We start from the raw sequence: 13,224 nt of genomic DNA, 5'->3' as shown, positions 1-13,224 counted from the left end.
TCAATTGATGTTCCAAACAAAAAAAGATTGTAAAAAACTGCTTAACAGCAATTTAAAAACAAACCTCATTTTAAAACTGTTTTAAAATGAACACCTTATGTACAAATTCGATCAGTTATTTATTTCGATTTGCTGTTATATGACGACTAAATTTAAAAAAAGTTACATTACTAACACTATATAATTTTATTTTATCTAAATGCTTTGTTTCTTTTTGTACCAATACAACAAGTAAAAAAGACCTCCAACTAAAATATATGGAATTACCATTAAGTAGGTAATTCCATTGTTAACTCCTTCTGCCATTGTTTCATTTCCACCCTCAACTACCGCTTTACACATAGCGCACTGTGCGCTGGTAAAAAAAGGAACTAGAAGTATGCTTATAAAAAGTGTTAATTTTTTCATATTAATGAACATAATAAGGTGAAATCATTAAATACACTATTACCCCAGTAACTGCAACATATAACCATAACGGAAATGTTATTTTGGCTATTTTTCTATGCTTATCAAACTGACCTAACTTAGCTCTCATAAAAGTAAACAACACAAAAGGTATTACAATTATTGAAAGTAAAATATGAGTAATCAGAATAAAATAATAGATGATACTTATCAATCCTTCGCCTCCAAATTTAGTAGAAGTAGAAGTCATGTGATATGCTATGTACATTAATAAAAATAATACCGAACAAACTATTGCAGTAACATTTAATTGTTCGTGTAACTTTCTATTACCTCTTTTAATTGCAATAACTGAAAAAACAAGTAAAACTGCTGTTATTCCATTAATAGTTGCATAAATTGGAGGTAAAAAAGACAACGGTTCTACATTTGATAACTTAATTCCAAATAAAGCTGCAACAGCAATAGGAATAATAATAGAAACTATTGTAATAAACTTTTTATATTTTTTTTCTTGTGCTAAAGAACTACTCATTTAATAATAATTTTATATCCTCTTTTAATTCATGAATTTGATCTTGCAACCCTTCCTCATCTAATGCTCTGTAAACAAAAATAGCATTGCCATGCTCATCATATCTAGATCGAATGTATCCATCTTTATCAACCAATGCAAAACTTCCAGAATGATAAAAACCTCCATGACCTGTATCTCCTTCTCCTGAAGGCAATTTAAATCCAGTATTAGAAAAATCGTATACTTCTTCTGCTGTTTTACCAGTTAGTAAATTCCAATTCTTATGATTTATGTTATGATTTTTAGCATACTCATTTAAGACCTGAGGTGTATCTATATGCGGTGTTATAGAAAATGAAGCTATTCCAAAGTTTGGGTTTCCTAAGAATTCATTTTGAATTTTTACCATCTTTCTATTCATAACAGGACAGATAGTTGGGCAGGTAGTAAAGAAAAATTCTACCACATATACCTTTCCTTGATAGTCTTTATTAGAAATAGTTTTACCATCTTGATTGATATATTCAAAATCCGGAACCTTACCAAACTTATGCAAATTTGGTTTTTGAAAATATTTTATAATTTTTGGTACAGAGTAAATTCCGAATAATAAAATAATAAAGGAAATACCTATATAGGAGTAATTACTTTTTTTCATTAGAAATGCTGTTTTTTCGTCTTTCGTCACTATTATTTTTCTTTAACGCTAAGTTGTATTCAGCAAAAACAACTTTAATATCGTCAATCATATCATTTTTTAATTCAGCTACAGACTTCATATTGTAACCAAATAATTTTGTTTTTTCTAAACTTTTAATTGTTGACTTTCCTCTTCTTAAAGCCACCTCTTTATCTATTAAATATGCTTTTGAAGAATGACCTTTTAAATCTAGACTACTTATTGTTTTAAAACTTTCATATATAGCCTCTATTTCAGCTTTAGAGGCCACAATAAAGTTCCACTTAATCAAATCTGTATAAAGTCCTAATTTATTCTTTAATTTATCTATTTGAGCTTTCTGACTTTCTTCAGCAAACACAATTATTTGAAAATCTCTGTAACCATAAAACTTCTTATAGATTTTTTCATTTAAATTAAATATTTCTCCGTTTGCGTTATCAACATCATTCCCTAAAAAGGCTACTACTGATATTTTGTCTTTAAAAGAATACTTTTTATTAATGTTAGAAACATCTATTACATCTTTGGTAACAATAGGTAGTTTACCGAAATTATGAGTCCCAATTTGTAGAAAAATATAGAATATTAAAGGAACTACAAACAAAATAGATAGTACAATATACTTTTTGTTTTTTTTCATACTTAAAATAAGTTAAAGGCAAAAAAAAGGTGGTTAAAACCACCTTTCTTTTATTTTATTACCATTTTACTAATGGTGCTAATGTATCGTATAAATACCCTCCTTCAATTAATACAATAAAAAGAAGATAACTTATTAGGAAAACAGCTGTCCAAACAACAGAACGTCTGAACCATTTTTTTTCTCCTTCTAAGTGCATGAATGCCCATGCTATATAATATGCTTTTGCTAATGTTAAAATAATGAAGATCCAGTTTAACCAACTAGTTCCTGGTCCGTGTAAATGTAATGCTGCTGGTTTTACAATACCTAAACCAACTTCAACTGCAGTAATTAGAGATAAAATTCCTAATACTATCCAAATTCTTTTATTCGAGTCTGCGTGTGCTCCCATTTTTAATCTCTTTTAATAATTATACTAAGTAGAAGAATGTAAATACAAATACCCAAACTAAATCTACAAAGTGCCAGTATAAACCTACTTTTTCAACCATTTCGTAGTGTCCTCTTCTTTCGTAAGTACCAAGAACTACATTAAAGAAAATGATGATATTTAATACAATTCCAGAGAATACGTGGAATCCGTGGAATCCTGTAATAAAGAAAAAGAAATCAGCAAAAATAGGATTACCGTATTCATTTACTTCTAAGTTAGCTCCTTCAACAACTAAAGTTACTTTTGCTAACTCTTTTAAACTTTCTTCTCTAGATAAAACAATCTTTTGCTTTGTATCTAAATTAATTTTTTCACTTCTAAGTCTTAAAGTTGGATCATTTTTAAAAGCTTCCTGTACTTGAGCTACAGAATATTGAGAAATAGTTTTTTCTCCCTCAAACCATAATCCATTTTTTCTAGAGTGCTGCTCTCTACCATCAACTCTATCTCCAGTAACAAAATCTGCTAAAGCGATTTGATGAGTGCTTCCTTCTTTTACAAATTGTAAAATTTTATTGTCAGAAGTTTTAACAGCTCCGTAAGAACCATTTATAAATGTTTTCCATTCCCAAGCCTGAGAACCAACGAAAATCAAACCAAAAACAATAGTAACAAACATATATAATGCTACCTTTTTTTGTTGCATTTTATGACCAGCATCTACCGCTAATACCATTGTAACAGAAGATACAATAAGTATAAATGTCATGAACGCGACATAATACATTGGGTAATTTCCGTGAAAAAACGGAACGTGAGTAAAAACTTCATCGGCAATTGGCCAAGAATCTATGAATTTAAAACGAGTTAACCCATAGGCAGCTAAGAACCCAGAGAATGTTAATGCATCAGATAAGATGAAAAACCACATCATCATTTTACCATACGTAGCTCCAAACGGTTTTGCTCCACCTCCGCCCCAGGTCTCCTTATTATCAGAATTTACAGCGATATTTGCTTCCATAAATACCTTTATCAGTTAATTTTTGTTAAATATTTTGCCAAAATTACGCATTTTTAATCATCTAATAAAATAGAAAAAGAAAAATAGATAAATCCATAGTATATCTACGAAATGCCAAAAGATCGCACCTAGTTCAAACCCAAGCATATCGGCAGATGAATACTTCTTTTTAAAATGATTATAAATAACGACTATTAACACTATGATTCCTGCTAACATGTGCAGAACGTGCATAAATGTTATTCCTATTATAAAAGATGTAGAAACAGTACTTTCTTTACCTGTAAAATAAAGCCCTGAACTTTCTAAATCTTTAAACCCTGCATACTGTAACCATACAAACACAAGCCCTAACAAGAAAGATCCTAACAGTAAAAGAAATGACATCTTTATATTATCTTTCTTTAAAAACTTTTGCGATACGAATAACAATATACTACTTAATATTATTACAACTGTACTTGTGTAAAAAGCAGAAGGTAAATCAAAACTTACCCAATCTTCTCTTTTCATACTAACTACATAAGCACTTGTTAATCCAGCAAAAAACATAGTCATACTAATTAAAGAAATCCACAACATTGGTTTTGCTGACTTTCTTTTTGCTACTAATAACTCCTTATCAACCTGCTCTCTATTCATAATTAATGAAAAAATTTATCTATAACGTAAATAATTGGTAATGCTGTAATATAAAAAACACTAGCCAACATTAATTTTCTAGCATCTGTATTTTTTTCTGTTTTATAAAGTATAATTCCGTAGTACAACATCAAAAACCCAAATAACGCTACAATGACTGCGGTTACGGGATATATGTATAATTTACCAGTTGTTTTTAAAACTGGTGCAATAGAAATTAACAACATTACACATGTATAAAAAATTGCTTGAACAACAGCTCCCTTATCTTTTTTGTTCATAGGAAGCATTTTTAAACCTGCTTTGTTATATTCTTCAAACTGTAACCAACCTATAGCCCAAAAATGAGGAAACTGCCAAAAAAACTGAATCATAAATAAAAAACCAGCTTCTATACCAAACTTACCTGTAGCTGCTACCCAACCTAACATAAAAGGTATTGCCCCTGGAATAGCTCCTACAAAAACAGATAATGGAGTAATTCCTTTTAAAGGAGTGTAAGCACAAGTGTATAAAAATATTGATACAGCACCAAATAATGCACATTTAGGATTGATTGAATATAAAATACCCAAACCTACAATTGTAAAAGTAATTGCAATAATTAATGCCGTAGTAACAGACATTCTTCCTGATGGTAGTGGTCGATTTTTAGTTCGTTGCATTAATGCATCAATATCTTTTTCTATAACTTGATTAAATGCATTAGAAGCACCTACCATTAAGTAGCCTCCAATAGCTAATAAAACGATTATGTAAAAATCTATTGTATCTGCTCCAAGTATGTAACCTGTAATAGAAGTAAAAACAACACTTATAGATAACCCTACTTTTGTAAGTTGCTTAAAATCTATTAGTGTACTTTTTAAAGAAAACTTATTTTCTGCTGCCGAAACTGAATCCACCGTACCTCTTAAAAATTTTTGCAAAGATATTCTATATTAATTGAACTACCATATTTTTTAGCTTTTATTGGTTATTGAAAAACAAACTCAATAAATATTAATGGTATTTATGATGCACTTTTAAACTTAAAACAGCCTTATTTTGTCATTTTGAAAAAAACTTCTTCTGCTATCCAACACATATACAGACAAAAAGCAGAAACCCATCAAAAAAAGCACTTTTTTAATTTGCTACATTAAAAAATGATTGTATATTTGCACCCGCATTCACAAATGCACACGTTCATTTAAAATAAAGACTACGCGAAAGTAGCTCAGGGGTAGAGCATCACCTTGCCAAGGTGAGGGTCGCGGGTTCAAATCCCGTCTTTCGCTCAAAACCTATATAAAATACCATGCTGAAGTGGTGGAATTGGTAGACACGTTGGACTTAAAATCCAATGAGCCGTAATGCTCGTGCGGGTTCAAGTCCCGCCTTCAGTACAATAACCGTTGTTAATCTTTGATTTTCAACGGTTTTTTGTTTTATACAACTTTAGAAACAACACCTCTCCCCTAGTTGCTTATTTACAAATATTAAAATTTATTTCAAAAAATAAAAAAGAAGCAAACCACTGATTACATGACAACTAAACACTTTAATTACATTTTCACCCCACTTTAATCAAAAAAAAGTCAAAAAAATATTTTTTATATGGAATAAACTTGTATATTTGCACCCGCAATTGAATGATTGCAAACGATCTTTAAAAAACAAGATTTGATATCTTAATTATATAAAATACCATGCTGAAGTGGTGGAATTGGTAGACACGTTGGACTTAAAATCCAATGAGCCGTAATGCTCGTGCGGGTTCAAGTCCCGCCTTCAGTACAATAACCGTTGTTAATCTTTGATTTTCAACGGTTTTTTGTTTTATCAAACTTCTAACAAAACAATTGGCTAAAACAAATACAACATATATTTAGCTATTACTATCACAAATACAATTTTCCTGCTCGAACGTTAAAAAAAACTTAAAAAAACAATTTTATAATTTAAAGATTGAAAAAATGTTTTATATTTGTAGTGTCCTTAGAGACGTCTTTGGACACTTTTTCTTTTTCATAGCAATTTTCCCACTCAATCTTTTGAGTGGGTTTTTTATACCTGAATTTTTATTTTTTATATTGTTGTAAAGTTTTAAAAAACCTTCCGTCTAAATCAAAAACAATAGTTATCATGAAAAAATTAATTCCAGTTTTAAGTTTACTTATAGTTGTTAGTATTAAAGCTCAAACAACTTCTTTTAATTCTTTACTACAACAACATGTAAGTAAAAAAGGTATTGTAGATTATAAAGGTCTTAAACAAAATGAAGACCAATTAAACAGTTACTTAGCCTACTTAAAAAAGACAACACCAAGCTCTTCATGGTCTAAAAACAAACAAAAAGCATTCTGGATAAACGCATACAACGCCTACACAATAAAACTTATTTTAGATAATTATCCTGTAAAAAGCATCACTAATATTAAGAAAAAAGGTAAAAATGCATGGAATATTAGTTTTGCTGAAGTTGGTGGAAAAACATATACACTGGATCATATAGAACATAAAATATTACGTAAAAAATTATTTGATCCAAGAATTCACGTAGGTGTAAACTGTGCTTCTGAATCGTGCCCAAAACTTCACAATAAAGCTTTTACAGAAAAGAATATTAATGCTGAATTAGATGTATTGATTAAAAACTTTATTAATGACGCTTCAAGAAACAAACTTGAAAAGAAAAATTCAATACAAATTTCTGAAATTTTCAACTGGTTTAAAGCTGACTTTACTAAAGAAGGATCTGTTATTGATTACATTAACAAATATGCAGACGAAAAAATACCTAATGATGCAAAAATCCGCTTTTTACCATATAAGTGGAATTTAAATGGAAAATAGTATTTTTATTTTTCAACAAAAAAGATACAAATGTCTAAAACATATTATGACCCATCAGATTTAAGAAAATTTGGTAAGATTACAGAGTGGAGCGAAGAACTTGGAAACAAATTTTTTGACTACTACGGAAAGGTTTTTGAAGAAGGAGCTTTAACTGCCAGAGAGAAATCATTAATCGCATTAGCCGTAGCACATACCGAACAATGTCCATATTGTATTGACGCTTACACCAAAGATGGATTACAGCGTGGTATTACCAAAGAAGAAATGATGGAAGCAATACATGTTGGTGCTGCAATTAAAAGTGGTGCAACCTTGGTTCATGGGGTACAAATGATGAACAAAGTGAATAAATTAGAAATGTAGAATTAAACTTTCTCATGTCACCTCGAGCGCAGTCGAGAGTTTTTTAATCAGGTCTCGACTGCGCTCGACCTGACAGAATCTTTAATAATGAAGAAATCTCTTGTAGCAAGAAACAACGATTTAGCAAACACGCAACGTCAACTTGAAATATTATCTAATGGTATTTTTAAAGATGGTGAATTACCTACGTTTGCTGAAAAAATAAAAGAAACAAATCAGTTTCCATTAAAACCTAAAAAATTAGAAATTTTACAGATTAATTTAGGTTATATGTGTAACCAGGTTTGTGCACATTGTCATGTTGATGCGGGTCCTGATAGAAAAGAGATTATGACCACCGAAACCATGCAGCAATGTTTAGATGTTATAAAAAAGACTGGTGCACATACATTAGATTTAACTGGTGGTGCTCCTGAAATGAATCCTAACTTTCGTTGGTTTGTTGAAGAAGCTTCAAAAGCAGGAATAAAAGATTTTATTGTTCGCTCTAATTTAACAATTATAAGAGCCAATAAAAAATATTACGATTTACCTGAATTCTTTAAAAAACACAATGTTCATGTAGTTTCTTCTATGCCACACTGGACTAGAGGAAAAACGGACAAACAACGTGGAGATGGTGTTTTTGATAAATCAATTAAAGCACTTCAAATGCTAAATGAAGTTGGTTATGGTGTTGAAGGAAGTAACTTAAAATTAGATTTGGTATACAATCCATCAGGTGCTTTTTTACCAGGAGACCAAGCAGCATTGGAAAACGATTTTAAAAAAGCCTTAAAAGAAGACTTTAATATTGTATTTAACAGCTTATTTGCCATTACAAACTTACCTATCAGTCGTTTTTTAGACTATTTAATTGCTTCTGAAAATTATGAAGATTATATGTATGCTTTAGTTGAAGCTTACAACCCTATGGCTGTAGCAAATGTAATGTGTACAAATACCTTATCGATTAGCTGGGACGGTTGGTTATATGATTGTGATTTTAACCAAATGCTAAATTTAAAGGTAGCAAGTAAAGTAAAACACATTTCTGAATATAACGAAGAACTACTACAAAACAGAAAAACAATCATTAATCAGCATTGTTACGGTTGTACCGCCGGTGCTGGAAGCAGTTGTCAAGGAACTGTTGCATAAAGTAGAAAAGTTCCTTTTAAAAAAGGAACTTTTTCATAGTTTTAGTCAAAATCGAAACAAGGTTGTTCAATTGTTCTTGTTGTTCCGTCTGGTAAAGTAAATGTTGTAACTTCTCCCTGACAAACTTTTTCTTGTTCTTCACATGAAATAAAAGAAAATGAAACACATAGCAAAGCAATTAAAAATACTTTTTTCATAATATATTTTTTAAAATTTCAGCAAAAATAACTTTTATAGACATATGATAAAAAAAACTTTTTTTCTCTTCCTACTTTCTATTAGTTCTTTTGCTCAAAGTAGTTTAAAACAACTTTTAAAGAAATACAATCAAGAAACAATTCCATACATTTATGTGAACGACATCAATACTAATGATGATGAAACCATCTTTTTAGATGCAAGAGAAAAAAAAGAATTTGAAATAAGTCATTTAAAAAAGGCTACTTACGTTGGATACAACAATTTCAACTTAAAAAGAACTTTAAAAGAACTACCAAAAGACAAAAATTCTAAAATAATAGTATATTGCTCTTTAGGTGTTCGTTCAGAAGATATTGCTGAAAAAATTAAAGCTGCTGGTTATACAAATGTTTTTAATTTATACGGTGGTATTTTTGAGTGGAAAAACAACGAGAAAAGTGTTTATGATTCTCAAAACAAACTAACCAATAAAGTACACGCATTCGATAAAGAATGGGGAACTTGGCTAAATAAAGGAATTAAAGTTTATGAATAAAAACTTGTTAATGATTTTTACTAGAAATCCTGAATTAGGAAAAGTAAAAACAAGATTAGCAAAATCTTTAGGTGATAAAAAGGCATTAGAAATTTATATCTTTTTATTAAACAGAACAAAAGAAATTGTAGAACAGCTATCATGCGATATTGCTGTTTTTTATTCTGAAAAAGTAAGAGATAATGATATCTGGGAAAACAAAGGTTATCAGAAATATGCTCAAGAAGGGAATGATTTAGGCGAACGAATGTTAAATGCCTTTGATACTTCTTTTAAAAAAGGATACGAGAAAGTTGCCATTATTGGTAGCGACTTATACGATTTAGAACCTCAACATATTAACTCTGCTTTTCAACAATTAGATAATCATGATGCTGTTATTGGTCCGGCTGATGATGGTGGTTATTATTTATTAGGATTAAAAAAAGTGATTCCAGAAATTTTTAAAAACAAACAATGGGGTACTAGCACAGTGAGAGAAAATACTTTATCTGATTTAAAAAAACATAATGTATTTTTACTTTCTATACTAAACGATGTTGATATTTTTGATGATATTAAAGATCATCCTGCATTTTCACAATTTTTAAACTAACATGAAACAACAACAACTACAAGAAACCATCCTTTTTTTAAAGAATAAAGGATTAGAGAATCCTGAAATCGGAATTGTATTAGGTACTGGTTTAGGTAAATTAATTGATGAGATTTCTATTGAAATTGAAGTACCATATAGCGAAATCCCACACTTTCCTGAAGCAACTGTTGAGTTTCATTCTGGTAGACTTATTTACGGGACTATTGCTGGTAAAAAAGTAATAGTTATGTCTGGTCGTTTCCATTTTTATGAAGGCTACAACTTATGGGAAGTTACTTACGGAATTAGAACTATGCATGGTTTAGGAATTACCAATTTATTAATTTCTAATGCTGCTGGTGCTATTAATCTTTCTTACAAGAAAGGAGATATGATGTTAATTGAAGATCATATTAATTTACAAGGAGGATCTCCACTAGCTTTTAAAGGAGCTAAAGATTTTGGGAATATTTTTGCTGATATGCTTGAACCATATTCAAAAAAATTAAACACCCAACTGAAAGCTATTGCTAAACAAAACGACATACATTTATACGAGGGGGTTTATGCAAGTGTTTTAGGTCCACAATTAGAAACAAGAGCAGAGTACAGAATGCTACAAATATTAGAAGTAGATGCTGTAGGTATGAGTACTGTACCTGAAGTAATTGTAGCTAAACAATTAAATATTCCGTGCTGTGCAGTTTCAGTACTAACTGATGAGTGCGACCCAAAAAACCTGCAACCCATAGACATTGAAGAAATAATAGCTGTAGCTGGTAAAGCTGAGCCCAAAATGATTACGCTCTTTAAAGAGTTAATATCACAATTATAATTATATAAATGAACAAACAAATAGCAGTATTAACTATTAGACTTATTCTTGGATTCATTTTCTTTTTTCAAGGATATGGCAAGGTATATAAATTTGGATTAGATTCCGTTTATCAAAACTTCTTCTTAAAAAGTTACGAAAGTTTACTTCCAGATTTTTTATTGCTATTTTCTACTTATTATACTTCTCTAATAGAGTTAATAGGTGGTTTTTTATTAATCGTTGGTTTTAAAAGAGACTACGCTTTGTATGCATTAGCATCAGTATTAGTGATTGTTACTTTTGGACACGGTTTAAAAGATCCTATTTGGGATCTTTCTCATGTAATGTACAGAACAATACTTTTGGTAACTTTATTACTATTACCAAAAGAGTTAGATAGATTTTCGGTGGACTTTTTAATAAAAAAAGATAAGTAAGAATGAGTTATTTAGAAACAACTAAAGATGTATATAAAGAAGCAGCATTAACTCCTGATGTAGGATTGTGTTGTACTACAAACCCTATTTGGGAATTGCCAGGTTTAAAAATCCCTAAAATTATGCAAGAAATGAATTACGGTTGTGGTTCTACTGTGCATGCTAGAGATTTAACCAACAATCCTAAAATGTTATATGTTGGTGTTGGTGGCGGAATGGAATTACTACAATTCGCTTATTTCAACAGAAATAAAGGTGGTGTAATTGGATTAGATGTAGTAGATGAAATGCTAGAAGCTTCTCGTAAAAATTTTATTATTGCTGAAGAACAAAACGATTGGTTTAAAAGTGATTTTGTTGATTTACGTAAAGGAGATGCTCTAAATTTACCTGTAGAAGATAATTCTATTGATGTAGCTGCTCAAAACTGTCTTTTCAACATTTTTAAATTAGACGATTTAAAGAAAGCTATTGCAGAAATGTATCGTGTTTTAAAACCACACGGTAAATTGGTAATGAGTGATCCTACTTGTGAACAGGAAATGAATGAAACTTTAAGAAATGACGAACGTTTACGTGCATTATGTTTAAGTGGAAGTTTACCTATTAAAGAATATGTAAAAATGTTGACTGATGCTGGTTTTGGTACTATTGAAATTAGAGCTAGAAAACCGTATCGAATTTTAGATCCTAAAAATTACCCAACCGAAGAGTTGATTTACATAGAATCTATTGAAGTGGCAGCCATTAAAGACCCTATGCCAGAGGATGGTCCGTGTGTGTTTACTGGAAAAGCAGCCATTTACTTTGGAAGTGAAGAGTATTTTGATGATGGTAAAGGACATACATTATTAAAAAATCAACCTTTAGCTATTTGTGATAAGACTGCGGCAGCTTTACAAGATTTAGGTAGAGACGATATCTATATTTCTGAATCTACTTTCCATTATGATGGAGGTGGATGCTGTTAAAATATAAACAAAATACGTTTTTAAGCACCTCTTTTTGAGGTGCTTTTATTTTTTTATGATTTTTTCAGTAATTTATAAGAACTTAATACGACTTTATTAAACCTTACTCAAAGACTAATGTTCAACATAAATAAAAATATAGCTGTTATATTTTTTGCCAATACTTCTAGTGAAGAAGTAAAGCAAAAAAATATAGTGCAATCTGGTATTTTGTTTGAACATTTAAACAATCAAATTGTTTCAGAAGTTGAAAAATCTGGATTAGATTTAATCCACATTTCAAATAAAGAGCAACAAGGAAATAATTTTGCAGAGCGTTTTACAAATGCTATTGAAACTGTTTTTTCTAAAGGATATCAGCATGTAATTACAATAGGTAACGATAGTCCAAACCTAAATAGTAAACATCTAAAAACAGCTGTAGAAAATATCCTAAATAATACAGCTACTATCGGTCCCTCAATGGATGGTGGTGCTTATTTAATTTCAATTTCTAAAAATTGGTTTGATAAAAAAGAGTTTGAAGAAATTCCTTGGCAAACTAAGTATGTATACACTTCTTTACGCAAGTATTTCTCCACTAGAAAGATTCATACAAATCAACTTGAATATCTTAAAGACATAGATTCAACAGTTGATTTACATTATTTCTTATCTAAATTTAAATGTATTGATATTGTTTTTAGACAATTAGTATTAAATGCGCTATTTCTAAATACTCAACCTATCTTTAGCATTGTTTCTACGTATCAAAACTACTTTTTTTCCAATCATCATAATAAAGGATCGCCTCAATTAATGTTATAATCTGAGCTTAATTACTATTCATAAACAATAAATATTCAAAACATTAATTGTCAATCTAAGAACCAGCTGTAAGCAAGTGTATCGATAACAGTTTATGTTACAAAAACTTCTCGACACGAAATTATTCTACATTACATTACGAATAATTTCAATCGAAGTGACATTCAAAACACTGAATATTAATTGAATTCAGACATCAATCAAAACAATATACTATTTATCCTTATTATCAATTATAATTATTAA

18 protein-coding genes and 3 tRNA genes are annotated in these 13,224 nt (G+C 30.0%); 12 read left to right on the top strand and 9 right to left on the bottom strand.

Annotation, left to right across the window (positions count from 1 at the left end; all coding sequences use genetic code 11):
* Positions 1-195: 195 nt before the first annotated feature.
* The 8 genes from EYW44_RS18910 to cyoE are packed head-to-tail and all read right to left on the bottom strand — an operon-like array spanning position 196 to position 5,194.
* On the bottom strand, positions 196-408 hold the full coding sequence (locus EYW44_RS18910) for a hypothetical protein (RefSeq protein ID WP_132726389.1): 213 nt from the start codon (positions 406-408) through the stop codon (positions 196-198).
* Between the two features lies 1 nt (position 409).
* Positions 410-943, bottom strand: a complete 534-nt coding sequence (locus tag EYW44_RS18905; RefSeq protein ID WP_132726386.1) for a DUF420 domain-containing protein — start codon at positions 941-943, stop codon at positions 410-412.
* Complete coding sequence (locus tag EYW44_RS18900; RefSeq protein WP_132726383.1) at positions 936-1,583, bottom strand: SCO family protein; 648 nt, start codon at positions 1,581-1,583, stop codon at positions 936-938. The genes EYW44_RS18905 and EYW44_RS18900 overlap by 8 nt, the downstream gene beginning before the upstream one ends.
* Entirely contained in the window at positions 1,570-2,247 is a 678-nt protein-coding gene (locus EYW44_RS18895; protein WP_132726380.1) for a hypothetical protein, read from the bottom strand. Before EYW44_RS18895 ends, EYW44_RS18900 begins: the two co-directional genes overlap by 14 nt.
* A 58-nt stretch (positions 2,248-2,305) precedes the next feature.
* Positions 2,306-2,641 carry a cytochrome C oxidase subunit IV family protein gene (locus tag EYW44_RS18890; RefSeq protein WP_132726378.1) on the bottom strand — a complete coding sequence of 112 codons (336 nt, stop codon included), beginning with the start codon at positions 2,639-2,641 and terminating at the stop codon, positions 2,306-2,308.
* Positions 2,642-2,660: 19 nt separating this feature from the next.
* Positions 2,661-3,647, bottom strand: coding sequence for a cytochrome c oxidase subunit 3 (locus EYW44_RS18885; RefSeq protein WP_132726375.1), 987 nt, complete (start codon positions 3,645-3,647; stop codon positions 2,661-2,663).
* A gap of 57 nt (positions 3,648-3,704) precedes the next feature.
* On the bottom strand, positions 3,705-4,289 hold the full coding sequence (locus EYW44_RS18880) for a cytochrome c oxidase subunit 3 (protein WP_132726372.1): 585 nt from the start codon (positions 4,287-4,289) through the stop codon (positions 3,705-3,707).
* A gap of 2 nt (positions 4,290-4,291) precedes the next feature.
* On the bottom strand, positions 4,292-5,194 hold the full coding sequence (gene cyoE, locus EYW44_RS18875) for a heme o synthase (RefSeq protein WP_132726494.1): 903 nt from the start codon (positions 5,192-5,194) through the stop codon (positions 4,292-4,294).
* A 303-nt stretch (positions 5,195-5,497) separates the two neighbouring features.
* Here cyoE and EYW44_RS18870 point away from each other — a divergent pair.
* The 6 genes from EYW44_RS18870 (at position 5,498) to arsS (ending at position 8,633) form a co-directional block, all read left to right on the top strand.
* Positions 5,498-5,569: transfer RNA gene (locus EYW44_RS18870), tRNA-Gly, on the top strand.
* A gap of 22 nt (positions 5,570-5,591) precedes the next feature.
* Positions 5,592-5,677 (top strand) — tRNA-Leu (locus tag EYW44_RS18865).
* Between the two features lie 305 nt (positions 5,678-5,982).
* Positions 5,983-6,068 (top strand) — tRNA-Leu (locus tag EYW44_RS18860).
* A gap of 348 nt (positions 6,069-6,416) precedes the next feature.
* Positions 6,417-7,127, top strand: a complete 711-nt coding sequence (locus tag EYW44_RS18855) for a DUF547 domain-containing protein (protein WP_132726369.1) — start codon at positions 6,417-6,419, stop codon at positions 7,125-7,127.
* 30 nt (positions 7,128-7,157) lie between these two features.
* Positions 7,158-7,493 carry an arsenosugar biosynthesis-associated peroxidase-like protein gene (locus tag EYW44_RS18850; protein WP_095074706.1) on the top strand — a complete coding sequence of 112 codons (336 nt, stop codon included), beginning with the start codon at positions 7,158-7,160 and terminating at the stop codon, positions 7,491-7,493.
* 84 nt (positions 7,494-7,577) lie between these two features.
* The gene (arsS, locus tag EYW44_RS18845) at positions 7,578-8,633 is read left to right on the top strand and encodes an arsenosugar biosynthesis radical SAM (seleno)protein ArsS (RefSeq protein WP_132726366.1); all 1,056 of its coding nucleotides are present in this window, start codon (positions 7,578-7,580) and stop codon (positions 8,631-8,633) included.
* A 41-nt stretch (positions 8,634-8,674) separates the two neighbouring features.
* On the opposite strand, the gene EYW44_RS22340 is transcribed toward arsS, so the two are convergent.
* Positions 8,675-8,830, bottom strand: a complete 156-nt coding sequence (locus EYW44_RS22340; RefSeq protein WP_165872273.1) for a hypothetical protein — start codon at positions 8,828-8,830, stop codon at positions 8,675-8,677.
* Positions 8,831-8,874: 44 nt separating this feature from the next.
* On the opposite strand from EYW44_RS22340, the gene EYW44_RS18840 reads away from it, so the two are divergent.
* From EYW44_RS18840 to EYW44_RS18815, 6 genes are all read left to right on the top strand, one after another.
* Positions 8,875-9,369, top strand: a complete 495-nt coding sequence (locus EYW44_RS18840; protein WP_132726363.1) for a rhodanese-like domain-containing protein — start codon at positions 8,875-8,877, stop codon at positions 9,367-9,369.
* Positions 9,370-9,379: 10 nt separating this feature from the next.
* On the top strand, positions 9,380-9,964 hold the full coding sequence (locus EYW44_RS18835) for a TIGR04282 family arsenosugar biosynthesis glycosyltransferase (protein WP_243643699.1): 585 nt from the start codon (positions 9,380-9,382) through the stop codon (positions 9,962-9,964).
* Position 9,965: 1 nt separating this feature from the next.
* Positions 9,966-10,781, top strand: coding sequence for a purine-nucleoside phosphorylase (locus EYW44_RS18830; protein WP_132726358.1), 816 nt, complete (start codon positions 9,966-9,968; stop codon positions 10,779-10,781).
* 8 nt (positions 10,782-10,789) lie between these two features.
* On the top strand, positions 10,790-11,200 hold the full coding sequence (locus EYW44_RS18825; protein WP_132726355.1) for a DoxX family protein: 411 nt from the start codon (positions 10,790-10,792) through the stop codon (positions 11,198-11,200).
* A 2-nt stretch (positions 11,201-11,202) separates the two neighbouring features.
* Positions 11,203-12,171: an arsenosugar biosynthesis arsenite methyltransferase ArsM gene (arsM, locus tag EYW44_RS18820; RefSeq protein WP_132726352.1), complete on the top strand. Its 969-nt coding sequence runs from the start codon at positions 11,203-11,205 to the stop codon at positions 12,169-12,171.
* A 117-nt stretch (positions 12,172-12,288) separates the two neighbouring features.
* Positions 12,289-12,978, top strand: a complete 690-nt coding sequence (locus EYW44_RS18815; protein ID WP_132726350.1) for a DUF2064 domain-containing protein — start codon at positions 12,289-12,291, stop codon at positions 12,976-12,978.
* Positions 12,979-13,224: the final 246 nt, after the last annotated feature.

This window comes from Tenacibaculum sp. M341 (assembly GCF_004337695.1).
GTDB lineage: Bacteria > Bacteroidota > Bacteroidia > Flavobacteriales > Flavobacteriaceae > Polaribacter.
The sequence above is the reverse complement of the archived record's forward strand: the minus strand, read 5'-3'. Positions and strand labels throughout refer to the sequence as shown.